The 24,055-nt window shown below is 67.3% G+C and carries 15 protein-coding genes; 10 read left to right on the top strand and 5 right to left on the bottom strand.

The window, feature by feature from the left end:
• The first annotated feature begins 88 nt into the window (after positions 1-88).
• Together ASF77_RS09310 and ASF77_RS09305 are read left to right on the top strand one after the other, a co-directional pair.
• A complete protein-coding gene (locus ASF77_RS09310) occupies positions 89-1,306 on the top strand; it encodes a urate hydroxylase PuuD (protein WP_056338088.1) in 1,218 nt (405 codons plus the stop codon).
• Between the two features lie 12 nt (positions 1,307-1,318).
• Positions 1,319-2,551: a M20/M25/M40 family metallo-hydrolase gene (locus ASF77_RS09305; protein ID WP_056338085.1), complete on the top strand. Its 1,233-nt coding sequence runs from the start codon at positions 1,319-1,321 to the stop codon at positions 2,549-2,551.
• A gap of 93 nt (positions 2,552-2,644) precedes the next feature.
• Here the strand turns inward: ASF77_RS09305 and ASF77_RS09300 are convergent, their stop codons facing one another.
• The 3 genes from ASF77_RS09300 to ASF77_RS09290 all read right to left on the bottom strand — a co-directional run bounded on the left by ASF77_RS09300 (position 2,645) and on the right by ASF77_RS09290 (position 9,099).
• Entirely contained in the window at positions 2,645-4,342 is a 1,698-nt protein-coding gene (locus ASF77_RS09300; protein ID WP_056338081.1) for a VWA domain-containing protein, read from the bottom strand.
• A gap of 79 nt (positions 4,343-4,421) precedes the next feature.
• On the bottom strand, positions 4,422-6,647 hold the full coding sequence (locus ASF77_RS09295) for a hypothetical protein (protein WP_229445351.1): 2,226 nt from the start codon (positions 6,645-6,647) through the stop codon (positions 4,422-4,424).
• 88 nt (positions 6,648-6,735) lie between these two features.
• Entirely contained in the window at positions 6,736-9,099 is a 2,364-nt protein-coding gene (locus ASF77_RS09290) for a S9 family peptidase (RefSeq protein WP_056338078.1), read from the bottom strand.
• Positions 9,100-9,569: 470 nt separating this feature from the next.
• On the opposite strand from ASF77_RS09290, the gene ASF77_RS09285 reads away from it, so the two are divergent.
• The 7 genes from ASF77_RS09285 (at position 9,570) to ASF77_RS09255 (ending at position 19,809) form a co-directional block, all read left to right on the top strand.
• The gene (locus ASF77_RS09285; protein ID WP_056338076.1) at positions 9,570-10,208 is read left to right on the top strand and encodes an ANTAR domain-containing response regulator; all 639 of its coding nucleotides are present in this window, start codon (positions 9,570-9,572) and stop codon (positions 10,206-10,208) included.
• 20 nt (positions 10,209-10,228) lie between these two features.
• Positions 10,229-11,392 carry a CmpA/NrtA family ABC transporter substrate-binding protein gene (locus ASF77_RS09280; protein WP_056338072.1) on the top strand — a complete coding sequence of 388 codons (1,164 nt, stop codon included), beginning with the start codon at positions 10,229-10,231 and terminating at the stop codon, positions 11,390-11,392.
• Between the two features lie 316 nt (positions 11,393-11,708).
• Positions 11,709-13,001: an MFS transporter gene (locus tag ASF77_RS09275; protein WP_056338068.1), complete on the top strand. Its 1,293-nt coding sequence runs from the start codon at positions 11,709-11,711 to the stop codon at positions 12,999-13,001.
• Between the two features lie 10 nt (positions 13,002-13,011).
• The gene (gene nirB / locus ASF77_RS09270; protein ID WP_056338065.1) at positions 13,012-15,537 is read left to right on the top strand and encodes a nitrite reductase large subunit NirB; all 2,526 of its coding nucleotides are present in this window, start codon (positions 13,012-13,014) and stop codon (positions 15,535-15,537) included.
• 10 nt (positions 15,538-15,547) lie between these two features.
• A complete protein-coding gene (gene nirD / locus ASF77_RS09265; RefSeq protein ID WP_056338061.1) occupies positions 15,548-15,889 on the top strand; it encodes a nitrite reductase small subunit NirD in 342 nt (113 codons plus the stop codon).
• Entirely contained in the window at positions 15,886-17,097 is a 1,212-nt protein-coding gene (locus tag ASF77_RS09260) for an NAD(P)/FAD-dependent oxidoreductase (protein ID WP_056338057.1), read from the top strand. Before nirD ends, ASF77_RS09260 begins: the two co-directional genes overlap by 4 nt.
• Before the next feature lie 12 nt (positions 17,098-17,109).
• Positions 17,110-19,809, top strand: coding sequence for a nitrate reductase (locus ASF77_RS09255; protein ID WP_056338053.1), 2,700 nt, complete (start codon positions 17,110-17,112; stop codon positions 19,807-19,809).
• Between the two features lie 149 nt (positions 19,810-19,958).
• Here ASF77_RS09255 and ASF77_RS09250 read toward each other — a convergent pair whose 3' ends face one another.
• Positions 19,959-20,210: a hypothetical protein gene (locus tag ASF77_RS09250; RefSeq protein ID WP_056338049.1), complete on the bottom strand. Its 252-nt coding sequence runs from the start codon at positions 20,208-20,210 to the stop codon at positions 19,959-19,961.
• 375 nt (positions 20,211-20,585) lie between these two features.
• Here ASF77_RS09250 and ASF77_RS09245 point away from each other — a divergent pair, with 375 nt between their 5' ends.
• Positions 20,586-21,785: an ROK family transcriptional regulator gene (locus tag ASF77_RS09245; protein ID WP_056338048.1), complete on the top strand. Its 1,200-nt coding sequence runs from the start codon at positions 20,586-20,588 to the stop codon at positions 21,783-21,785.
• On the opposite strand, the gene ASF77_RS09240 is transcribed toward ASF77_RS09245, so the two are convergent.
• Positions 21,782-23,911 (bottom strand): bifunctional diguanylate cyclase/phosphodiesterase, encoded by a 2,130-nt coding sequence (locus tag ASF77_RS09240; RefSeq protein WP_156648819.1) that lies wholly within the window; start codon positions 23,909-23,911, stop codon positions 21,782-21,784. The genes ASF77_RS09245 and ASF77_RS09240 overlap by 4 nt on opposite strands.
• Between the last annotated feature and the right edge of the window lie 144 nt (positions 23,912-24,055).

Genomic DNA, 24,055 nt, shown 5'->3' with positions numbered 1-24,055 from the left:
ATCGGGTATGTCGAATATACGCCTAATTTCATGTTGTACAAAATGAAATCGGTTTATCTTCGGTGGAAGATCCTTACAAGGAATATGCATGGACGTGTTCGCCTCCTACGGCCTCGAATGGCTCAACCTGCTCGTACGCTGGCTGCACATCATCACGGGCATCGCCTGGATCGGCGCCTCCTTCTATTTCGTCTGGCTCGACAACACGATCAAGCCGCCCGCGCCGGGTTCCGACCTGGCGAACAAGGGTGTGGCCGGCGAGCTCTGGGCCGTGCACGGCGGCGGCTTCTACAATCCGCAGAAATACCTGGTCGCGCCGGCCCAGCTGCCCAAAGAACTGCACTGGTTCAAATGGGAGGCGTATTCGACCTGGCTGTCGGGCTTCGCGCTGCTGTTCATCGTCTACTACCTGAACGCGCAGGCGATGATGGTCGACCGCAGCGTGGCCGACCTCTCCAGCCTGCAGGCGGTCGGCATTGGCCTCGGCAGCCTGGTGGTCGGCTGGCTGGTCTACGACCTGCTGTGCAAGTCTCCCCTCGGCCGCCACGACCTCGCTTTCGGGCTGGTGATCTTCGCCTTCCTGGTCGCCAGCAGCTATGTGCTCACCCACCTGCTCAGCGGGCGCGCGGCCTACCTGCACATCGGCGCGATGATCGGCACCATCATGGTGGCGAACGTCGCCCACGTGATCATCCCCGGCCAGCGCCGCATGGTGAACGCGATGATGGCCGGTGAAAAGCCCGATCCCGTCTACGGCATCCGCGCCAAGCAGCGCTCGGTGCACAACAACTACTTCACGCTGCCGGTGCTGTTCCTCATGATCAGCAACCACTACGCGATGACCTACCGCCACGCGCATGCCTGGGCGGTGCTGGCCGTGATCATGGCGGCCGGTGTGCTCATCCGCCACTTCTTCAACCTGCGCCACAAGGGCCGCATCGAGTGGAAGTATCCGGCGGCCGGCGTCGCGCTGCTGGCGCTTCTGGCAGTGCTGATCGCGCCGCGGGCGCCGCTGGCGCAAGCGCCGGGCGTCGACACCGCCGCCCAGTTCACGCAGGTGAAAACCATCGTCGACCAGCGCTGCGTCAGCTGCCATGCCGCCAAACCCACCCAGCCCGGCTTTGCCGCCGCGCCGGCCGGCGTGATGCTCGATACGCCCGAACGCGTCGCCCAGCACGCAGCCCAGATCTACCAGCAGACGGTGCAGCTGAAGGCGATGCCGCTGGCGAACCTGACCCAGATGACCGATGCCGAACGGGCGCAGGTCGGCGCCTGGTTCGAAGCCGGCGCAAAAACAGACAAATAGGCGGACACGCATATGGACACCCAACAGCAGCAGCTGCTCGACTGGATCGACGCCCACTTCGACGAAGAAGTCGCCTTCCTGCAGTCGGTCGTGCGCATTCCCACCGACACCCCGCCCGGCAACAACGCGCCCCATGCGGAAGCGGTCGCGGACATGGTGTCGCGGTTCGGCTGGCAGGCCGAGCGCCACGCGGTGCCGGCCGAGGCCGTGCGCGACTACGGCATGGAGAGCATCACCAACCTGATCGTGCGCCGACCCTATGCTGCGGGCGGCCCGACGGTCGCCCTGAACGCCCATGGCGACGTGGTGCCGCCCGGCGAAGGCTGGACGCATCCGCCCTACGGCGCCGAGGTGGAAGACGGCTACCTGTACGGGCGCGCGGCGGCCGTGTCGAAGAGCGACTTCGCCACCTATATCTTCGCCGTGCGCGCGCTCGAGGCGCTCGGTGCGCCGCTGAAGGGCGGGGTCGAACTGCACTTCACCTACGACGAGGAATTCGGCGGCCTGCTCGGCCCCGGCTGGCTGCTGGAACAGAAGCTGAGCGCGCCCGACCTGGTGATCGCGGCCGGCTTCAGCTACCAGGTCGTCACCGCCCACAACGCGTGTTTGCAGCTGGAAGTGACGGTGCATGGCAAGGCCGGCCACGGGGCCATGCCCGAGACCGCGCACGATGCGCTGCAGGCCGCCACGCGTATCCTGAACGCGATCTACGGCCAGCTGCCGGAACTCAAGAAGATCAAGTCGGGCGTGCCCGGCATCGATTCGCCGACCATGCTGGTCGGGCGCATCGATGGCGGCACCAACACGAATGTCGTGCCGGGCAAGGTGGTGCTCAAGATGGATCGGCGCATGATTCCCGAGGAAGACCCGGCGGCGGTGGAAGCGGGCGTGCGCGCGCTGATCGAGGATGCGGTGGCGGGACTGCCCGGCATCCGCGTCGAGATCCGCAGGCTGCTGCTGTCGCAGGCGCTGCGCCCGCTGCCGGGATCGGAGCGGCTGGTGCAGAGCCTGCAGCGCCATGCGCAGACGGTGCTGGGCGAGCAAATTCCGGCCGTCGGCACGCCGCTGTATGCGGATGCGCGCCTGTACGGCGAGCGCGGCATCCCGGCCGTGATGTACGGCGCCGGGCCGCGCACGGTGCCCGAATCGAATGCGAAGAAGGCGGACGAGAAGCTGGCGCTGGAAGATTTGCGCAAGGCGACCAAGGTGGTGGCATTGACGCTGCTGGATCTGCTGTCGGTGTAGATACTGTCGAGACCCGTAGGGTGGGCGGCGTCCAACGCACCGTGAGGGCCTACACCAGGGTATAGCCGCCCACCCTACATCCTGTCGAAATCGTTACGGCTGACCGACTCCATTTGCCTTGCCCAGCGATTCCGTCATCCGCACCAGCTTGACGAATTCGGCGCGGTAGCCGTCAAGGTCACTGCCGCGCGCGCCGTTGGCCAGCTCGGCGATGTCGGCATAGCTGTAGTCGGCCACCTGCGGCTCGCCGCGCAGGCGCTGGCCGAAGGCGGCGACGGCGACGGCGAAGCGCTGGTCGGCCGGCGCCGAAGCGAGCGCTTTGCGCGCCGTGCCTGCACGCACAGGCTGTTCGGCCAGGCGGCTGCTCGATTCGCCCGGCAGCTTGTAGCGCACCCGCACGAAGCACAGCTCGTCGCCCTTGGCCTTCGCGCTCGCAGCAGCCTTCTTGCCGGCGCCGTAGCGCAGCGGATCGACCAGCGCGCCGGCCGCCGCGGCCCGCGTGATCTCGTAGATCGCCGTCACCGTGTGGCCCGCGCCCATGTCGCCGGCGTCGACCTTGTCGTCCTTGAAATCCTGGCGCGCCAGCATGCGCGTTTCGTAACCGATCAGGCGGTAGGCGGCCACCTGCGCCGGATTGAATTCGACCTGCATCTTGACGTCGTTCGCGATCGGGAACATGGTCGAGCCGAGTTCCTCGCCCAGCGCCTTGCGCGCTTCGAGCAGCGAGTCGATGTAGGCCGCATTGCCGTTGCCCGACTGCGTCAGGCGCTGCATCAGCGCGTCGTTCAGGTTGCCGGCGCCGACGCCGAGAATCGAGAGATACACGCCGCTCTTGCGCTTCTCGGCCACGAATTTCTCGAGTTCGCGCGGGTCGCGGATGCCGACGTTGAAGTCGCCGTCGGTGGCGAGGATGACGCGGTTGACGGCGCCCTTGTCGAAGTGGCGCTCGGCCATCGCATAGGCGCGCTGCAGGCCCTCGCTGCCGGCTGTGGCGCCGCCCGCGCCGAGGGCGTCGATGGCGTCGAGGATCTTGCGCTTGTCCTGGCCCGTGGTCGGCTCGAGCGCGACCGCGGTGCCGCTGGCATAGGTGACGATCGCGACCCGGTCTTGCGGCCGAAAGCCGTCGGCGAACAGGCGGAAGGATTGCTTGAGCAGCGGCAGGCGATCCTGCGGCCCCATCGAGCCGGAGACGTCGACCAGCAGCACCACGTTCATCGGCGGCCGCTCGGCCTTTTCGATGTCGAAGCCGCGCACGGCGATGTGCAGCAGCTGGTTCCCGGCTTTCCACGGGCTCGGCATCACCTCGGTCGTCACCGCGAAGGGCTGGGTGCGGCTGGCCGGGCGCGCATAGGTGTAGGGGAAGTAGTTGACCATCTCTTCGACGCGCACCGCCGCCGCGGGCGGCAGGCGGCCGGCGTTGAGCTGGCGCCGCACGAAAGCGTAGGACGCGGTGTCGACGTCGCTGCTGAAGGTGGAGACGGGCTGCTCCTCGACCAGGATCGCCTTGTTCGCCTGCGCCTCGGGGAATGTATCGGCGCCGGGCGGCTGGAAGACCCAGGGGCCCGGATAGACGGAAAGCGGCGCCCGCGCGTACCCGTGCGGCGCGCTGACCGAAGAGCCGGTCACTTCCACCCGCTGCGACATCCTGGACGCGACCGGCGGCGCCGGCGGGGCGGGTGCGGCGGCGGGCGCCTGCGCCACCGATTCTGCTTTGTAGTCCGGCGTGCTGCAGGCGGCGAGGACGAGGGAAGCGGCAGCCAGGGCAGGCAGCGCGGCGCGGGACGGTCTCATGGTCGAACCCTTGTGAAGTTATTATTCCCACAAGATGCGCCGGCGGCTGCGGCGATGCAATCGCTCTTACAAGTTGTAATTATTTTCGCGGTACGACCGCGAACTGCGGGCCCTCGCCATAGTCCGGTTTCACGCTGCGCCGCATGAAGACTTCCCAGGCCTTGCGTCCACGTTCGCCGCCGGCGTCGACGGCGTAGGCCAGGGCCGGCTGCATGTTCGAGGGGAAGCCGGTGACGGCGGCCGCATACCCGCCCATGTCGCCCGGACTCTGCTTGAGCGCCGACGCCAGCTCGCCGCCGGTGCAGGGCAAGGCCGCCCGCTCCGGCCCGACCGTGGCGGCATAGGCTTCGCCGATCGTCGCGAAATAGGGTGCGCTCGCGCTCGCGCGCACGGTATAGGTGTAGTTGGCGCCCACCAGCCAGCAGGCGCCGTCGCCCACCATCCGCTCGACCGGAAAGCGCAGCTTCCATTTCAGGAGCGGCTCGGCATCCTTGAAACCCAGCTCCGCCACGTGGCCCACGGCGGCCGTGAAGAAATCGTCCTGCCAGGGCGCGAGCGCCGTCCTGTCCTTGTAAAGCACGGCATAGCCGTCGACGACCGCGCCCAGCTTGTTGGCCGACGGGTTGTGGCTGTAAGTCGTGTTGTACCAGTCCAGGTTGCTGTCCAGGATGGCGTTGAAGTGGCGCTTGAGCGGGTGGCCGTCGGGCGTGATGTAGGCGGCCTGGCCCAGCGTGCGCAGGCTCCAGGCCTGGCCGCGCACCTGGTCGGTCGCCAGCAGGCCCTGGATGTTCCTGCGGTAGCCGGGATTCGAGGAGAACACGTTGAACATGCTCCAGAACTGCAGCTCTTCCAGGTAGTAGTGGTCGCCCGTGACGAGATAGGGCAGGTAGGCGAAGCCCGGCTGGTGCGAGGTGTCGGGATTGTTGGGCGACTTGCACTGCTCGCGTGGGCAGGGCGGAAAGGCTTCCTGCTTGCCGGTCTTCGGATTGCGGGTGTCGGTGTTGCGTCCGAGGATGGTCATGTACGGGTAGTCGAGCAGGCTGACCGGCAGGCCGGTGCGCTTGTCGCGGTAGTGCGTCGGCCAGCTGCCGGCGAGATCGGCGGTGCCGAGCGTGACGAGCTTGGCGCGCGCGTCCATGCTGAGCAGGTAGGCGGCGGCCCAGCCGGGCAGCAGGCCGATGTCGGCGCGGCCGCCGGGCCCCGGCATGTGCGGCGCCGCCAGGCCCACGCCCATCGGCTCGGTCTTGGCGCCGTTCCAGCTCGAGGCCAGCGCGGCCAGCGCGCGCTCGTGCATGACGACGCCGCGGTCGTAGTTCGGCAGCGCGCGCGAAGCGATCAGGTAGGCGCTGTCGTGGCGCAGGTGCAGGGCCGGGGCTTCGCCCGTCCAGGCCAGGGTGCGCCAGCGCGCGTGGTGGTAATGGGTCAGGCCGCGCTTCTCGAACACGCGCTTGCCGCCCGCCGTGATCGTCACGTCGTAGGTGATGTTGCGCGGGTCGGGCTCGTAGGCCCAGTCGTTCTCGACGACGACATCGACCCGCGCCTGCTTCGCCGCGCCATACCAGCGGATCGCAAAGCGCGCCGCCAGGTGCGGATGTTCCTCGCCCTTGGCGTCGACCAGGGGGCCGGCCACCTGCAGTTCGGTCACGACGGGGCCGTGCAGCCAGACCTGCGGGCTCTGCGCCTTCAGCAGGGACGCGCTCGACGCGGTATAGCGTGCACCGTCGACGACGATGGCGACCACCGTGTCGGCGCCCACGCCGGGTTTTGGTGCGCCCGCAGCGGCGGCCTGCTTCGTGTTTTTCGCCAGGGCCAGGCCGAGCGCCTTGCCGGCGCCCAGTTTCGGCAGCAGCGCCGAGACGACGGCGTGGCGCACCGAGCCGTCCGGGTGGCTCGCCTTGACGTCGAGCTGCAGCGGCAGGGGCGTACCGTCGGCCAGCTTGCCGGCCAGTCCCGCGCCGCGCGGCAGGTCGCCGGGGGCAAAGACCTGGCCGAAGGAGAGCGGCACCGCGGTCTGGTCTTCGCTCGCGGTGCTTTCGATGACGACGCCGGTGATGCCGCCGGCGGGGATGGGGGGCGCTTTCGGACGCGCACGCGTTTCCGCTTTGGTCGCCGGCTCTTCCTTGTCGCGGGCTCCATCCCCATGGCGCTCGCTCAGGACGCGGCCGGCATCGAGCTGACCGGTGACGGGCAGGCCGACGAAGCCGGGCGCATCGGCGGCGCCGCGCGGCTGGGCGTGCAGGGCGCCGCAACAGAAGGCGGCGAAGAAGGCGAGAGGGAGGCGCAACGGCAGGCGATAAGGCGTCATGAACATCGTCGGAAGCAAGGTACAAACCGAACAGTAAAACAAAAGGCGCCCCGCGGGGCGCCCGTTTAGGCCAGGCCGGGTGCCGGCCTTACTGCTTGAGCGTGCGCTCGAACAGTTTGAAGATGCGGCGGTACTGGTCGAACCAGCTCTCCGGCTGGGTGTAAGCGTGGCGCTCCAGCGGGTAGCTGGCCAGTTCCCAGTTGTCCTTCTTCAGCTCGATCAGGCGCTGGGCCATGCGCACCGAGTCCTGGTAGAACACGTTGTCGTCGACCATGCCGTGGGCAATCAGCAGGTTCCCCTGCAGCTTGTCGGCGTACTCGATCGGCGACGAAATCTTATAGGCCTGCGGATCGACGTCCGGCGTGTTCAGGATGTTGGCCGTGTACTCGTGGTTGTAGCTCGTCCAGTCGGTGACCGGGCGCAGGGCCGCGCCCGACTTGAACATCTCCGGTGCGCGCATCAGGGCCATGAAGGTCATGAAGCCGCCGTAGCTGCCGCCGTAGATGCCGACATTGGCCGCGTCGCCCTGGTGGTTCGCCACCATGTACTTCACGCCGTCCTGGTAGTCCACCAGTTCCGGGTGGCCCATCTGGCGGTAGATCGCCGTGCGCCAGTTGCGGCCATAGCCCTGCGAGGCGCGGTAGTCCATGTCGAGCACGACATAACCCTTCTCGACCAGGAGGTTGTGGAACATCTGCTCGCGGAAGTAGACCGGGAAGCGTTTATGGGTGTTCTGCAGGTAGCCGGCGCCGTGGACGAACATCACGATCGGGTATTTTTTACCCGGCACCATGTTGGCCGGGCGGTACAGCTTCGACCACACCGGGTCGCCGCCGTCGCTCGAAGGCACGGCCACGAATTCGGGCTGGATCCAGGTACGCGCCTTGTACTCGGGCGTGCGGGTATCGGTCAGCTTGACGGCCGCGCCGCCGCTGGCGGGCACGGTGGCCAGCTGGGCCGGCGTGTAGCTCGACGAATAGTGCACCAGCAGCTTGCGGCTGTCCGGCGACAGCGTGAAGCGCTCGACGCCTTCCAGGTTCGTCACTTCGCGCGTGGCGCCATCCTTCGCATCCACCGCGCAGACCTCGTAGGTGCCCGGGTTCTTGCGGTTGCAGAGCATGTAGGCGGTGCCGCCGTCGACGCTCCAGCGCACGTCGCCGGCTTCCCACTTGCCGCTCGTGAGGGCGCGCGGGCGCGCGTTCGCCGCCTGCGTGTACAGGTGGGCGTAGCCGCTTTCTTCCGACACGTACCACAGGGTCTGGTTGTCCGGCAGCCAGCCGAAGTCGCTGTTGTCGTAGTTGACCCAGGCTTCGTCCGAGAGGCGGTGCTGCGGCACCAGCTTGGCCGCGCTCAGGTCGAGGGTGGCGATCCAGCGATCCTTGTTGTCGACGGCGCGCAGCATGACGGCGGCGCGCTTGCCGTCCAGGCTCCAGCGTACGGCGTCGGCGCGGTCGGCGATGCGCAGCGGGCGGTTACCCTTCAGGGGATCGAGTTTGGCGTCGGCGCGCAGCTTGGCAAGCGGATCGACGGCGATACCGGGCAGGCTGTCGAATGCCAGATCCTGCACCTTGCCGCTTGCGAGCTCGATCAGTTTGAGCTGGTGCGGCACGGGATTGGCGCGGCCGACGCGGGTGCGCTCGTCGTCCATCTCCTCGTAGCCCGATTCGGTGACGTAGCGCGGCATCTTGCCGACGCGGCCCTTCTCGGCGCCCTTGGCGGCGGTGACGACCACCAGCCAGCGGCCGTCGGGCGACAGCGCGCTGCCTTCGATCGTGACCTTCTCGCCCAGGTAGATTTGGGCAGGGGCGCGGGTGGCGTCGGAGCGGCGTTCCTCTTCGGTACGGGTGCGGGCGGCGTCGCGGTCGTCCTTGGCGCGTTTCAATGTCGTCATCAGGCGCAGCTGCATGTCGCGCAGGGCATCCGGCTCCTGCATGGCCGGATCCTTGGCGGCGCGCGGCAGGGCCAGCGGCGCCTGCAGGCGGCTGGCGCGATCCCAGCCGAACCAGTCGTGGCCGACGCGGAACTGCACCGCGCGCTCGTCGCTGGAGTACTGCGGATCCTCGGCTTTCACGCCGCGCGTGATCTGCACCAGCGCGCCGCTCTTCAAGTCGCGCTCGAACAGGTCGCCATTACGCACCATAATGGTGCGTGTATGTGCGCGGTCGTAGACCACGGCCGGACTATCCAGTTTGGCCAGCTCGCTGTCGGCGACTTTCTGCGGCCCCTTCGCGGTCGCGAGGAAGGTATCGCGCAACTGCGAACCGGTGCGCTTCTGCTTGAAATACACGTCCTTGCCGTTCCAGCCCCACCATGCCGCTTCGACCGGATTGCCGATCCAGTCGGGATGGGACATGGCCTGGTCGAGCGTGATGGGCGTGGGGGCGGCCGCAGCCGGGAGCGCGAGCAGCGCACAAAGCGGCGCGGCAAGGAAAGTCAGTGCAGGAAGTCGCATCGTGGAGTCTGGTGAGTGGAAAAAATAGCTTTCTGGCTAGAAAAACGCGAATGCATTCTAGCGCAGCCACTCTGCGACAGGTGAGGGTGCCGAACAATTTATCCGGCAAGGGGAACCGGCGTGCGCCCTGTATGTACGGGGCGCCTTGGTCATTGCTGCTTAGTTCGCCTGGCTTGCCGACTTCTGCAGGCGCGGCAGGAACATGGCGATGCGGGCGACGACGGCAAGTACGGCGAGGCCAACTGGGAGCATTTCGAGAACGGTCATGGTGGATCTCCTGGTAAATACTGCGTAGTGTTGCGATGCAGTATAGAGCGGTCCCGTTCATCAACAAACTTTCGGTTCATGATGTTGGCGATTCGTTTGATGAATGGCCTCTTGCTGTGTCCGCATAGTGGATATTTCCGTCACAAATATCCCGGCGGCGAGCCGATCCTGGTGGATGGCGCGCTTCTTGCATCGACTACCACATGACACCAACCGCTCCATCACGCAAGCTGCGCATCGTCGTCGTCACCGACGGCGACACGCACGTTGGCGATACCCAGGCTGGAGACGCGCAGGCCTTCCGTAGCGCCGCGCTGCGCGTCGGCCTGCTCGAGTCGGGCTACGACATCGTCGCCTCGCTGCCGCCGGACATCTACCTGCCCGAGCGCATCGGCCAACTGCAGCCCGACCTGATCATCGTCGACAGCGAATCCGACGCGCGCGACGTGCTCGAACACATCGTGATCGCCACCCGCGAGGCGCGGCGGCCGATCGTGCTCTTCACCGAGGACGACAGCCCGGCGGCGATGGAGGCGGCGGTGGCGGCGGGCGTTTCGGCCTATATCGTGGCGGGGCTGCGCGCCGAGCGCGTGCGGCCCGTTCTCGACGTGGCGCTGGCGCGCTTCCGGCGCGAACAGAAACTGCTGGGCGAACTGGCCGACACGCGCCAGAAGCTGGCCGAGCGCAAGCTGATCGACCGCGCCAAGGGCGTGCTGATGGCGCGCCACCAGCTCCAGGAAGACGAAGCCTACGGCCGCCTGCGCAGCCTGGCGATGAACAAGAACATGCGGCTGGCCGAGATCGCGCAGCGCATTCTCGACGTCGAGGATTTGCTGGGATGATCCCGGCGGAAGGAGGACACATGACAGGGTTTCAGGGCGCCGGATCGGACGGGCCGGAAAAAGAGACACTCCGTATCGGTTTCATGCCGCTGGCCGATTGCGCGCCGCTGGTGATGGCTTCCGTGCTCGGCTTCGACGACAAGTACGGCATCAAGCTGGTGCTGGAAAAGCAGCACTCCTGGTCGGCCATGCGCGACCGCCTGACGAGCGGCGCGCTCGATGCCGCCCAGGTCTTGTATGGCCTGCTGTACGGCCTGCAGATGGGGATCGGCAGCCCGGCGCGCGACATGGCCGTGCTGATGAACCTGAACCAGAACGGCCAGGCGATCGTGCTCGCGCGCGCCATCGCGGCGGCCGGCGTGCGCGACGGCGCGGGCCTGGCCGCCCTGATGCGCGAACAGCCGCGCCGCTACACCTTCGCCCACACCTTCCCGACCGGGAACCACGCGATGTGGCTGTGCTACTGGCTGGCCGCGGCCGGCATCGATCCGCTGGCGCAGACCCGGCTCGTCACCGTGCCCCCTAGCCAGATGGCGGCCAACCTGGAAGCCGGCCACATGGACGGCTTTTGCGCCGGCGAACCCTGGAGCCGGCGCGCCGTGATCGAGGCCAGCGGCGTGCTGGTCGCGCCCAGCAGCCAGGTCTGGCCCCAGCACCCGGGCAAGGCGCTCGGCACCCGCGCCGACTTCGCCGCCCGCCACCCCCACACCTGCCGCGCGCTGGTGGCGGCGCTGCTGGAGACGGCGCGCTGGCTCGACGCCTCGCCCACCAACCGCGAGGCTGCCGCCGAGGTGCTGGCCAGCCCGGCCTACGTCCACGCCGACGTCGGCCTGCTGCGCAGCTGCCTGCTGCCGCGCCGGGGCGACTTTCCCGGCCTGCGCTTCTTCGGCGACGGCGAGGCGACCTTTCCCTGGCTGTCGGACGGGATGTGGTTTTTGACCCAGCAGCGCAGGTGGGGCTTGCTGCGCGAGGAGCCGGCGTATCTTGACGTGGCGCGTTCCGTGAATCGGGTGGCCTTGTACCGCGAGGCGGCGCTGCTGGCTGGGGTGGCTGTGCCGTCGAGCGATATGCGCAGCAGCCGGCTGATGGATGGCCGCGTGTGGGATGGCAGCGATCCGGCCGGGTATGCGGCGTCGTTCGCGATCCACCAGCGCGACGCGGTACGCCTGGAACTGGTGAGCTGACCCGTAGGGTGGGCGGGAGACCCGCCCACCCTACGGGTCAGTGCATAGAACTCCACACCATCACAGTGCGCTGTTTTGCATCGTCAACGCGCATTGTGCACCGCAATAGAGCGCTTTCATTTCAACCCCCACCAGCCACGCCCCGGACGGCTTCTGGCACGCCTCTTGCAATCCTTGACACCAGGATCAACGGCGATCCCTTCACGACACTGAGCCCATCCAACGCTGGATCGGCTCCAACCGGACAACGGCGTCCGCCTCCCTGGTAGCCACCACGGGATGCGGACGCCTTTTTGTTTTCACGACGAGGGACGACATGGCCAGCAAAGCAAGCAGCATCACCTTGACCGACTTCCACACGCCGCAGATGCGTGCCTTCCACCTCACCTGGGTCGCCTTTTTCATCTGCTTCTTCGCCTGGTTCGCCTGCGCGCCGCTGATGCCGGTCATCAAAGGCGAATTTGGGCTCTCGACCGCGCAAATCGCCAACATCAACATCGCCGCCGTCGCCATCACGATCCTGGTGCGCCTCGTCGTCGGCCCCCTGTGCGACCGCTACGGCCCGCGCAAGACCTATACGGGCTTGCTCGCACTGGGCGCGATCCCCGTGCTCGGCGTCGCCTTCGCCCAGAGCTACGAGAGCTTCCTGCTGTTCCGCCTCGGGATCGGCGCGGTCGGCGCCAGCTTCGTCATCACCCAGTACCACACCTCCGTGATGTTCGCGCCGAAAGTCGTCGGCACCGCGAACGCCGCGGCCGCCGGCTGGGGCAATGCCGGAGGCGGCGCGGCGCAGGCGCTCATGCCGCTCTTGCTGGCGGCGCTGCTGATGGCGGGCGTGTCCGACACCCTGGGCTGGCGCGTGGCCCTGATCGTGCCGGGCGTGGCGATGCTGGTCATGGCGGCCGTCTACTGGCGCTATACCCAGGACTGCCCGGCCGGTAACTTCAGCGACCTGCGCGCAGCCGGCGTACCTGTCGAGAGCGGCGGCAAGGGCGGCTGGGCCAGCTTCAAGGCCGCCTGCCGCAACCACCGCGCCTGGCTGTTGTTCGTCACCTACGGCGCCTGCTTCGGCATCGAGATCTTCATCCACAACATCGCCGCCGTGTATTACGTCGAGCAGTACGGCCTCTCGCTCGGCGCGGCCGGCCTGGCGGCGGGCAGCTTTGGCCTGCTGGCGCTGTTCGCCCGCGCCCTGGGCGGCTGGCTGTCGGATCGCAGCGCAAGCCGGGGCGATTTGAACAGCCGCGTCACCGTCCTGTTCGTGCTGATGGTGGGCGAGGGCCTCGGCCTGCTCCTGTTCGCCAACGCCGACGGCGTCGCCTTTGCGCTGCTCGCCATGCTCTGCTTCGGCCTGTTCACCCACATGGCCTGCGGCGCGACCTACGCGCTGGTGCCTTTCGTGGCGCCGCAGGCGCTGGGCGGCGTGGCGGGCATCGTCGGCGCCGGCGGCAATGTCGGCGCGGTGCTGGCCGGCTTCCTCATGAAGGGCACGGGCGACCTGCGCCAGACCCTGATGATTCTCGGCGGCCTGGTCGTCGTATCCAGCCTGTGCGCGCTCGGCGCCCGGTTCGGCAGCACAGCAAGCAGCGCCGCAGCCGCGCGCGCATAAGGAGAACAGCATGAACATCATCGTCATCGGCCACGGCATGGTGGGCCACAAGTTTGTCGAATCGCTGGCCGCTGCGGCGCCCAACATGCACATCACCGTGCTCGGCGAGGAGCCGCGCCCGGCCTACGACCGCGTGCACCTGTCCGCATTCTTCGCCGGGAAGACGGCCGAGGAGTTGTCGCTGGTCGCGCCAGGCTTTTTCGAGCGCGCGAACCTCGACCTGCGCCTGAACGCGAAGGTCGTCGCCATCGACCGCGCCGAACGCACGGTCACGCTGGCCGGCGGCGAGGTGCTCGCCTACGACAGGCTGGTGCTGGCCACCGGTTCCGCTCCCTTCGTGCCGCCGGTGCCGGGGCGCGAACGCGCCGGCTGCTTCGTCTACCGCACGATCGAGGATCTGGAAGCGATGCGCGCCTGGGGCGAGCATGCCCGCAGCGGCGTCGTGGTCGGCGGCGGCCTGCTGGGGCTGGAATGCGGCAAGGCGCTGCGCGACCTCGGCCTGCACGCCCATGTCGTCGAATTCGCGCCGCGCCTGATGGCGGTGCAGGTCGACGAACCCGGCGCGCGTGTGCTGCGCGGACGTATCGAGGAACTTGGGGTCACGGTACACACCGGGAAGAACACGCTGGAGATCGTCGACGGCGAGGACGCTACCCACCGCATGCGCTTCGCCGACGGCAGCGTCCTCGACACCGACATGATCGTGTTCTCAGCCGGCATCCGTCCGCGCGACGAACTGGCGCGTGCCTGCGGCCTGGCGCTGGGCCCGCGCGGCGGCGTCGCCATCGACGACGACTGCCTCAGTTCCGACCCGCACATCTACGCCGTCGGCGAATGCGCGGCCTGGCGCGGCCAGCTCTTCGGGCTGGTGGCGCCGGGCTACGACATGGCGCGTACCGCGGCCCGCCACGTCCTGGGCGCGCCGGGCGGCTTCGCGGGCGCCGATCTCAGCACCAAGCTGAAACTGATGGGCGTGGATGTCGCCAGCATCGGCGACGCCCATGGCACGAGCGCCGGCAGCCGCAGCGTGCAATACCTGGACGAGCGGCGCCAGACCTATAAAAAGCTGGTCGTCAGCGCCTGCGGCAAGCGTTTATTGGGCGCGGTGCTGGTGGGCGACGCGGCGGAATACGGCACGCTGCTGCAGATGGCGCTGAACGGCATCGACCTGCCCGACGCGCCGGAAAGCCTGATTTTGCCGCAATCGAGCGCTTCGCCGAAGCAGGGCGTCGGCATCCATGCGCTGCCGGATGCGGCCCAGATCTGCTCCTGCAACGACGTCTCGAAAGGGGCACTCTGCGCGGCGGTGCGGGACGGCGCCGCCAGCATCGGCGCCCTGAAAAAATGCACCGGCGCCGGCACCGCCTGCGGCGGCTGCGTGCCGCTGGTGACCCAGGTGCTGAACGCCGAGCTGGCGCAGCAGGGCGTGGCCGTCAGCCGCGCGCTGTGCGAGCACTTCGACCACTCGCGCCAGGAGCTGCATCACCTGGTGCGCGTCGGGCGCATCAAGAGCTTCGGCGAACTGCTGGCGAAACACGGCGAGGGCCTCGGCTGTGACATCTGCAAGCCGGTCGCCGCGAATATCCTGGCCTCGACCTGGAACGATTTCGTATTAAAACCCGAGCATGCGAGCCTGCAGGATTCGAACGACTACTTCCTCGGGAATATCCAGAAGGACGGCACCTACTCGGTGGTGCCGCGCATGCCGGGCGGCGAGGTCACGGCTGACGGCCTGATCGCGGTCGGCCAGATCGCCAAGAAGTACGGGCTGTACACCAAGATCACGGGCGGCCAGCGGGTCGACCTGTTCGGCGCGCGCGTCGATCAGCTGCCACCGATCTGGGAAGAGCTGATCGCGGCCGGCTTCGAATCCGGCCACGCCTACGGCAAGTCGCTGCGCACGGTGAAATCCTGCGTCGGCTCGACCTGGTGCCGTTACGGCGTGGGCGACAGCGCCGGCTTCGCCATCGCGCTGGAGAACCGCTACAAGGGCTTGCGCACGCCGCACAAGGTGAAGTTCGGCGTCTCGGGCTGCACGCGCGAATGCGCGGAAGCGCAGGGCAAGGACGTCGGCCTGATCGCTACCGACAAGGGCTGGAACCTGTACGTGTGCGGCAACGGCGGCATGAAGCCGCGCCACGCCGAGCTGATCGCATCCAACCTGGACGAAGCGGCCGTGGTGAAGCTGGTCGACCGCTTCCTGATGTTCTACGTGCGCACGGCCGACCGCCTGCAGCGCACCAGCACCTGGCGCGAGCACCTGGAAGGCGGGCTCGATTACCTCAAGCAGGTCGTGGTCGACGACAAGCTCGGCATCGGCGCCGAGCTGGAAGCCGACATGCAGCTCGTTGTCGACAGCTATGCCTGCGAATGGAAGAACGCCGTCGAAAACCCGGAGGTGCGCAAGCGCTTTCGCCATTTCGTCAACAGCGCCGCGCAGGACGACAACGTCGTCTTCATGCCCGAGCGCGGACAGGTGCGGCCGGCCACGGTCGAGGAACGCCGCCGCACGATTCCGATCGCAATCAGCCATTGAGGAGAAAGCCATGCACCGAGATATCCAACTCCATCACTGGAGCGCCGTCTGCGCCGTCGACGAGATCGTGCCCGACACCGGCGTGTGCGCACTGCTGAACGGGCGCCAGGTGGCCGTGTTCCGGGTTGGCCCCGACCGCCTGTTCGCGATCGATAACTACGACCCGAACGCCAACGCCGCCGTGCTCTCGCGCGGCCTGGTCGGCAGCCTGGGCGAGCGCATCGTCGTGGCCTCGCCCATCTACAAGCACCATTTCGATCTGCAGACGGGCGAATGCCTGGAGGCGCCCGCGCATTCGGTGAGCAGCTTTCCGGTGCGGGTCGAAGACGGCACGGTCTGGGTCGCGGCATGAAGCCAAGGCTCGTCGTGGTCGGCAACGGCATGGCCGGCATGCGCACGGTCGAGGAGCTGCTCAAACTCGCTCCGGATCTGTACGACATCACCGTGTTCGGCGCCGAGCCGCACGGGAACTACAACCGTGTGCTCCTGTCGCCGCTGCTGGCGGGCGACAAGGGGGTCGACGAGATCATGCTGCATCCGCGCGCCTGGTACGACGAGCACGGCATCGCCCTGCATACGGGCGACCCGGTCGTGCGCATCGACCGCATACGCCGGATGGTCATTGCGCAATCGGGGAGGGAGGCCCATTACGAGCGCCTGCTGCTGGCCACCGGTTCCACGCCCTTCATGCTGCCGGTGCCGGGCGCGACGCTGCCCGGCGTGGTCGGCTTTCGCGACCTGCACGACGTCGACACCATGCTGGCCGCCGCGCGCCGTGGGGGACGCGCGGTCGTCATCGGCGGGGGCCTGCTCGGACTGGAAGCGGCGCATGCCTTGACACGGCGCGGGATGGCCGTGACGGTCGTACATGTGGCGGCGAGCCTGATGAACCAGCAGCTCGACGGCGAAGCCGGACTCCTGCTGAAGGAATCGCTCGAACGCGCCGGCCTGCGCATCCTGCTCGGCGCCGAGACCAGTGCCATCGCAGGCGAGGGGAGGGTCGAGGAAGTGCGCTTCGCCGACGGCAGCGCACTGCCGGCCGACCTGGTCGTGATGGCGGCCGGCGTGCGCCCCAACGTGGCGCTGGCACGAGAAGCCGGCTTGCATGTCGAGCGCGCGGTCGTCGTCGACGACACCCTGCAGACCTACGACCCGCGCATCTACGCGGTGGGCGAATGCGTGCAGCACCGGCGCGCCACCTTCGGCCTGGTGGCGCCGGGCTGGGAGCAGGCCCGGGTCTGCGCTGCCCACCTGGCCGGCGCCGGCCACCGCCGCTACGTGCAGGCGGCGCTCGCCACGCGCCTGAAGGTGACCGGCATCGATTTGTTTTCGGCCGGGGACATCGCCGGCGGGCCCGGGAGCGAGGAGCTGGTGCTGCGCGACCGCTTCAACGGCGTCTATAAACGCCTCGTGCTCGAAGGATCGCGCGTCACCGGCGCCGTCCTGATGGGCGACTGCAAGGACGGCCCCTGGTATTTCGACCTGATCCAGCGCGGCACCGACATCTCCCCCTATCGCGACCGCCTGCTGTTCGGCCAGGCGCTGTGCGCCACCACCTGAGGAAGCACCACCATGGACATGTCCCTTCCCGCGCAGACCGTGCGCACCACCTGTCCATACTGCGGCGTCGGCTGCGGCGTCACGGCGACCCTGCGCCCCGGGTCGATCCCGATCATCGCGGGTGATGCGCAGCACGCCGCTAGTGCGGGGCGCCTGTGCGTCAAGGGCGCGGCGCTGGGCGAAACGCTCGATCTCGACGGGCGCCTGCTGCACCCGATGCTGCGCGAGCAGGGCGAATTGCGCCGCGCAGGCTGGGACGACGCCCTGGATCGCGTGGCTGACGGCTTCGCGCGCATCGTCGCCGAGCATGGCCCGGACGCGGTGGCGCTCTACGTCTCCGGCCAGCTGCTGACCGAGGACTACTACGTCGCTAACAAATTCATGAAGGGCTATGTCGGCAGCGCGAACATCGACACCAACTCGCGCCTGTGCATGTCGTCCAGCGTGGCCGGTCACAAGCGCGCCTTCGGCGAAGACCTGGTGCCCGGCTGCTACGAGGACTTCGAACTGGCCGAGATGATCGTGCTGGTCGGCTCGAACACGGCCTGGTGCCATCCGACCCTCTTTCAACGCATCCTGCGCGCGAAGGAGGCGCGGCCGTCCTTGCGCATCGTTGCGATCGACCCGCGCCGCACGGCCACCTGCGAGCTGGCCGACATCCACCTGCCGATCAAGCCCGGCACCGATGTCTGGCTGTTCAACGGCTTGCTCGCTTACCTGGCGCGGCACGGCGCTGCCGACAACGGCTTCGTTGCGGCCCATACCGAGGGGCTGGAGGCGGCGCTGGCGGCCGCCGATGCCGATTGCGCCGACCCGGCCCAGGTCGCCCGCATCTGCCGCGTCGACCCAGGCGCGCTGCTCGCCTTCTACGCGGTCTTCGCGGCCACGGGCAAGGTCGTCACCGCGTATTCGCAGGGCGTGAACCAGTCTTCGAGCGGCACCGACAAGGTCAATGCCATCATCAACTGCCACCTGTTCACGGGCCGCATCGGCCGGCCCGGCATGGGACCGTTCTCGCTGACCGGCCAGCCGAACGCGATGGGCGGGCGCGAAGTCGGGGGACTGGCGAACACGCTGGCCGCCCACATGGAGCTCGACAACCCGGCCCAGCGCGAGGCCGTGCGCAGCTTCTGGGACGCGCCGCGCATCGCCGACCGACCCGGCCTGAAAGCGCTCGACCTGTTCCGCGCGGTGGAGGAGGGCAGCGTCAAGGCGGTGTGGATCATCGCCACCAATCCCCTGGTCAGCCTGCCCGACGCCGAGCAGGTGCGGCGCGCGCTGGATAAGTGCGAGCTGGTGGTGGTGAGCGAGATCGTCGGCCGTACCGACATCACCGAGTACGCCGACGTGCTGCTGCCGGCGCTGGGATGGGGCGAGAAGGATGGGACAGTCACCAATTCCGAGCGCTGCATCTCGCGCCAGCGCGCCTTCCTGCCGGCGCCGGGCGAGGCGCGCGCCGACTGGTGGGCCTTGTGCGAAGTGGCGCGGCGCATGGGTTTCAAAGGTTTCAATTACGACGGCGCGCACGCGATCTTCGACGAGCACGCCCGCCTCTCGGGGTGGCGCAACGGCGAGGCGGGCCGGCGCGTGTTCGATATCGCGGGCCTGGCCGGCATGACGCGCCAGGACTACGACGCGCTGGAGCCGGTGCAGTGGCCGCTGCCGGCCGGCGCCATCGGTGCCACGCCGCGCCTGTTCGGCGACGGCCGCTACGCCCATGCGAACGGCCGCGCGCGTTTCGTTCCCACGCCGCCGCGTGCGCCGCTGCATGCGCCCGACGAGGACTATCCGCTGATCCTGAACACCGGCCGCGTACGCGACCAGTGGCATACGATGACGCGCACCGGAAAGTCGCCGCGCCTGGCGGATCACACGCCCGAACCCTTCGTCGATCTGCATCCGCACGACGCCCTGTTGTGCGGCGTGCGCGAGGGCGAACTGGCGCGCATCGTCAGCCGCTGGGGCGCGATGGTGGCGCGCGTGACGCATGGCGGCGGCATTGCGCGCGGCAGCGTGTTCGTGCCGATCCACTGGAACGGCCAGACGGCATCGGACGCCCGCGTCGGTGCCGTGGTCAATCCAGTGGTCGATCCGGTGTCGGGCGAGCCGGAGTTCAAGCACACGCCGGTGCGTGTGGAGCCCTTCGTGGTGGAGTGGCAGGCATTCGTGCTGTCGCGCGCAGAATTCGAAGTGGAGAAGGTCGCGAACTGGACGCGCGTCCAGGGCGGGGGCTTCGTGCGCTACGAACTCGGTGGACGGGGAGGAGTGCACGCCGATTGGGCGCGCATGTTGCTGGGCGTGGATGCGCAGGCCGACTGGATCGAATACGAGGATGCCGGCGCCGGCGTCTACCGCGCTGCGCATTTCATCGATGGGCGCCTGCAGGCCTGCGTGTTCGTGGCGCGCCGCACGGCGCTGCCGCCGCGCCAGTGGCTGGCCGGCCTCTTTAAACAGGAGACGCTGGCGCCGGGCGAGCGGGCGACCCTGCTGGCCGGACGCGCACCGACGCCAACTTCCGATCCGGGGCCGACCGTCTGCTCCTGCTTCGGGGTAGGGCGCAACACGATCTGCGCAGCGATTCGGGAGCGCCGCCTTGAGACGCCGGCGCAGGTGACGGCCTGCCTGAAGGCGGGCGGCAATTGCGGTTCCTGCCTGCCGGAGATCGGCAAGCTGCTGGCGCTGGGCCGGCATGGCGAAGAAGCGATGCAATAAGGGGAGGGTACTGCAACCCGGGGCGCGGCGGGCGCCGGCGCCCCGGGTAGGGGAGGGAGGTTTGCGTTCCGGTTGCCGCTGGAAGGCGGCGATAGCCGGAGCGCGAGATCCTGCGACTACAACAACTAACTACAACTAACTACGACTGCTTAGCGGTTCGCCAGCCAGCGCAGTTCGGCGGCCAGGTTCGGCGAGTGCTTTTCGGCGTCGGCAGCAAGGGCAAATAGCTCGGCGCGGCCGGCGCGTTCCGATACGACATACGACGCCTGGCTTGCGCGGGCCTTGCGGGCTGCGATCCAGCCGCCCTGGGCGGCGAACAGCTGCTCGGCAAAGTTGCGGATGGCTTCGAAGGCGCCGCGCGAACGGGCGTCCTGTGCCTGGGTGATCGTTGCTGCGTTCATGAGTCGCTCCAAGTAAATACTGTGATGTTGCGGTGCAGTATAAGTACCTTGGATCAATAAATATACTTTCAGTTCGTGATGTCCACGATAAGCCAGCCGTATATGTGTCAGTACGTCAAGACCTGTTCGATTCTTTGTACATTGCATTTCGTCCTACGCGAAGCGCCATCGCATGACCAATGCACAAATCGCTGTGAACGGCTTGGCAACGCACTCCTCCACAGATGTGCCATGTCACGAATACAATAAATCACATTGATTTATTTAATAATAAAAGACTATACTCGACGTCTCCTGTCGATGTTCCTTTTTGTCCGCATGCCGCCTCCTTCTGATTCCCTCCCTCCGCTTACCGATGCTGCAGCGCCGCAACACATGTCGGGTTCGAACCAGAACGGCATGCGCGAATTCAACGAACGCGTGGTGCTGCACGCAATCCGCCTGCACGGCAGCTTGCCGAAAGCCGAGCTGGCGCGCCTCACCAGCCTCAGTACGCAGACGGTGTCGGTCATCATCAACCGCCTGCTCGACGAAGGCTATGTGGTCAAGCGCGATTCCTTGCGTGGGAGGGTGGGGCAGCCGTCGCAGCCGATCGCGCTGAACCCCGAGGGCGCTTTTTCGATCGGCGTGCAGATCGGCCGGCGCAACCTGGACGTGGCGCTGATCGACTTCACCGGCGCACCGCGCTACCGCAAGTCGATCGTGTACCGCGCGGCCTCGCCGGACGCGGTGTTCGGCGAAATCGGCGAGCATCTGGAACGGATCGAAGACCAGCTGGGACAGGAAAAGATGGCCCGCGTGAGCGGCATCGGCCTGGCAGCGCCGCTGGCCTTCGGCGGCTGGCGCGAACTGGTCGGCCTGTCGCCGCAGGACGCCGACGCCTGGACGCGCACCAACATGCGCGAGCGCCTGCAGGGCATGACGCACTTGCCGGTGGCTTTTGCCAAGGACACGGCGGCCGCCTGCGTCGCCGAGCTGGTGGCGGGGCGCGGCCGCCACCTGAAGAATTACCTGTACGTGTTCGTCGACACGCTGCTCGGCGGCGGCCTGGTGATCGGCGGCCAGCCGCATGCGGGCGTCTACGGCAATGCTGGTGCGATCGGTTCGATGGCCCTCGGCGTCGTCGACAGCAGCCGCCCCGGCGGCGTGCAGCAGCTGCTCACTGCCGCCTCGCTGGCGACGCTCGACGACATGCTGGCCGAAGTCGGCCTGGACAGCCTGCCGCCGGGCGACGCGCGCCTGCTGCAGGCGCCCTGGGCGCCGGTCACGCGGCGCTGGCTGGACAACGCCGCCAGCGCGATCGCCTTTTCGATCAACACCTCTTCCTGCCTGCTCGACCTGGACGCCGTGATCGTCGACGGCGCCCTGCAGGCGCCCGTGCTGGACGCGCTGATCGAGGCCGTGCGCGCGGCGCTCGGGCAGTACAGCTGGCAGGGCATCATGCGGCCGGAGATCATTCCGGGTGCGATCGGGCGCGATGCCAAGGTGATCGGCGCGGCCTATCTGCCGCTGCACGCGCATTTCGCGCCGGGACGGGAATCCTTCCTGAAGCCGGGCCGGGGCCAGGGCGGCTAGCCGGTATCGCCTCCGTAGACGGTCGGCCCGTCGGCGTGTGCGCTCGATGCCAGGAAACGTTCGTAGGCGGCATGGCCGAGAGGTTCGCTGTAGTAGTAGCCCTGGCCCACCTGACATCCCGACTGCAGCAGGAAGTTTTCTTCTTCGACGGTCTCGATGCCTTCGGCGACCACGACCAGCGACAGGCTCTTTGCCAGCGTCAGGATCGCATGCAGCAGGGCCTGCTGCCGGGTGCCGGCCGCATCGATCCTGTGGATGAACGAGCGGTCGATCTTGAGCACGTCGATTGGAAAATCGGCCAGGTAGCTCAGGCTCGAGTAACCGGTGCCGAAATCGTCGAGCGCCAGGGACACGCCAAGTTCCTTCAGCTGGTTCAGGTACTTGCCGGCATGATCGACGTTCTGCATCAGCACGGACTCGGTGAGCTCGATCTGCAGCCGTTCCGGGGCGAGGCCGGATGTCGCCAGGCCATTGCGGATGTAGGCGACAAAATCCGGATGACGCAGTTCTTCGGCCGATATGTTGATGGCGATGCTGCCGAATTCTATGCCGGCGTTTGTCCAGGACTGCGCCTGCCGCAGCGTTTCATCGAAGACCCATCTGCCCAGCGGGCCGATCAGGCCCGAGGCTTCGGCGCAGGGAATGAAGCGGGTCGGCGCGACCCATCCCCACACGGGGTGCTGCCACCGCAGCAAGGCCTCGCAGCCAGCGGCCTTGCCGTCGGCAAGTCGGATCTTCGGCTGGTAGAACAGGCTCAGGCTGCCGTCCGTTAAGGAAGCGAGCAAGCCGTCCTCCATGAGCCGGCGCTCCAGGGTGCGCGCATGCAGCTCTTCGGTGAACACGCACCAGCCATTTCTGCCGTTCGCCTTGATGTTCTGCAGCGCGACGTCCGCATGGTGCAGCACGAGTTCGGCCGTGCTGCCATGCTGCGGGTAGACCGCGATGCCGACGCTGCATCCGATCCGCACCTCCTCCCCGCCGATCAGGTAGGGCTTGGCGAGCGCCTGGATGATGCGCGCACTGGCGAGTATCGCATCGTCCGCGCTCGATCCCGGCGCCATCACCACGATGAATTCGTCGCCGCCCTGCCTGCCGACCAGGTCGATCAGCCGGAAACAGGCGCGCAAGCGTTCGGCGACGCTGACCAGCAGCTTGTCGCCGCTGCCGTGTCCCAGGGTGTCGTTGATGAGCTTGAACTTGTCCAGATCCAGGCACAGCACCGGTATCTGTTGGTGATAGGTCAGCGCATGCGAGAAACTTTCGTCCAGGTGCTTGTGAATCGCGAAGCGGTTGGGCAAACCGGTCAGGAAATCGTGCCAGGCAAGGTGGTCGACCCGGGCCTGCATCTCATAGGCCTCGGTCGTATCGTGGAAGACCATGACGACGCCCTGGAGCACCCCGGTATCGCTGACGATGGGTGCGCAGCAGTCTTCGATCCGGATTTCGGTGCCGTCGTGCCGGATCAAGACCGTTCCGGCGGCGATCCGCACGGTGTGCAGCGTGGTGATCACCTGATGCACGGGATGCGTCATCGGCGCCCGGTTGCCGCCCGTCTGCATCGTCATGAACTCGGTGACCGGGCGGCCGATGATCTGGTCGTCGGGAAAGCCCAGCAAGCGGCGCGCGGCCGAATTCAGGAAAGTGATGCCGCCCCGGCTATCCGTGCAGATGACGCCGTCCGCGATCGCCTCCAGCGTCACCGCGGTTTCCTTGTCCGTTTGCTGGCTGAACAGCCGGGCTTGGGCTTGGCGGGCGATGATGGCGAAGATCTGCAACATGACATCGGACGCCGCCATTGCATCATGGAGGTGTCCGGCCGCCCCTGACGGCGCTGAGTCGGAAGGCGACTTCGCCTGCGGGCCGGTCGTCCAGAGCATGACGGGATACGGAGCCAACGACGCGATTGCGCCGGCCAGGGCGGCCTGCTCGCCGGCATCGCTTGCTGCAGTGTCCAGGATGATCAGATCGACAATGTTCTCGGCAATATATGCTTTTGCGATGGCAAGATGTGCGACAAGGATTAGCTGTAAACACGCGCTTGTCGAAGAGCAATTCTTTAGCTGGTTCGAGAACGCAAGAAAACGTGTTTCATCCGCGGTGACGACCAGTACGGCATGTCCATCCACTGCCTTCTCCCTGCGCCCAAGCGCTCTGTAAATACTAGCACTCTGTAACGAACTGCAGGGAAATATTATGCAAGATGATTAATGCCTGCAGATTCCAGGAAATAAATCCTGATGGAATTGGAATTGGAATTGGAATTGGAAGGG

The organism is Massilia sp. Leaf139 (assembly GCF_001424165.1).
GTDB lineage: Bacteria > Pseudomonadota > Gammaproteobacteria > Burkholderiales > Burkholderiaceae_D > Telluria.
Note: the sequence above shows the minus strand (reverse complement) of the source record. Positions and strands in the feature narration are given on the sequence as shown.

Excerpts from the sequence above, each read along its gene's own strand:
- ASF77_RS09310 (WP_056338088.1), top strand. The coding sequence starts at position 89 with ATGGACGTGTTCGCCTCCTACGGCCTCGAATGGCTCAACCTGCTCGTA.
- ASF77_RS09305 (WP_056338085.1), top strand. The coding sequence starts at position 1,319 with ATGGACACCCAACAGCAGCAGCTGCTCGACTGGATCGACGCCCACTTC.
- ASF77_RS09300 (WP_056338081.1), bottom strand. The coding sequence starts at position 4,342 with ATGAGACCGTCCCGCGCCGCGCTGCCTGCCCTGGCTGCCGCTTCCCTC.
- ASF77_RS09295 (WP_229445351.1), bottom strand. The coding sequence starts at position 6,647 with ATGACGCCTTATCGCCTGCCGTTGCGCCTCCCTCTCGCCTTCTTCGCC.
- ASF77_RS09290 (WP_056338078.1), bottom strand. The coding sequence starts at position 9,099 with ATGCGACTTCCTGCACTGACTTTCCTTGCCGCGCCGCTTTGTGCGCTG.
- ASF77_RS09285 (WP_056338076.1), top strand. The coding sequence starts at position 9,570 with ATGACACCAACCGCTCCATCACGCAAGCTGCGCATCGTCGTCGTCACC.
- ASF77_RS09280 (WP_056338072.1), top strand. The coding sequence starts at position 10,229 with ATGACAGGGTTTCAGGGCGCCGGATCGGACGGGCCGGAAAAAGAGACA.
- ASF77_RS09275 (WP_056338068.1), top strand. The coding sequence starts at position 11,709 with ATGGCCAGCAAAGCAAGCAGCATCACCTTGACCGACTTCCACACGCCG.
- nirB (WP_056338065.1), top strand. The coding sequence starts at position 13,012 with ATGAACATCATCGTCATCGGCCACGGCATGGTGGGCCACAAGTTTGTC.
- nirD (WP_056338061.1), top strand. The coding sequence starts at position 15,548 with ATGCACCGAGATATCCAACTCCATCACTGGAGCGCCGTCTGCGCCGTC.
- ASF77_RS09260 (WP_056338057.1), top strand. The coding sequence starts at position 15,886 with ATGAAGCCAAGGCTCGTCGTGGTCGGCAACGGCATGGCCGGCATGCGC.
- ASF77_RS09255 (WP_056338053.1), top strand. The coding sequence starts at position 17,110 with ATGGACATGTCCCTTCCCGCGCAGACCGTGCGCACCACCTGTCCATAC.
- ASF77_RS09250 (WP_056338049.1), bottom strand. The coding sequence starts at position 20,210 with ATGAACGCAGCAACGATCACCCAGGCACAGGACGCCCGTTCGCGCGGC.
- ASF77_RS09245 (WP_056338048.1), top strand. The coding sequence starts at position 20,586 with ATGTCGGGTTCGAACCAGAACGGCATGCGCGAATTCAACGAACGCGTG.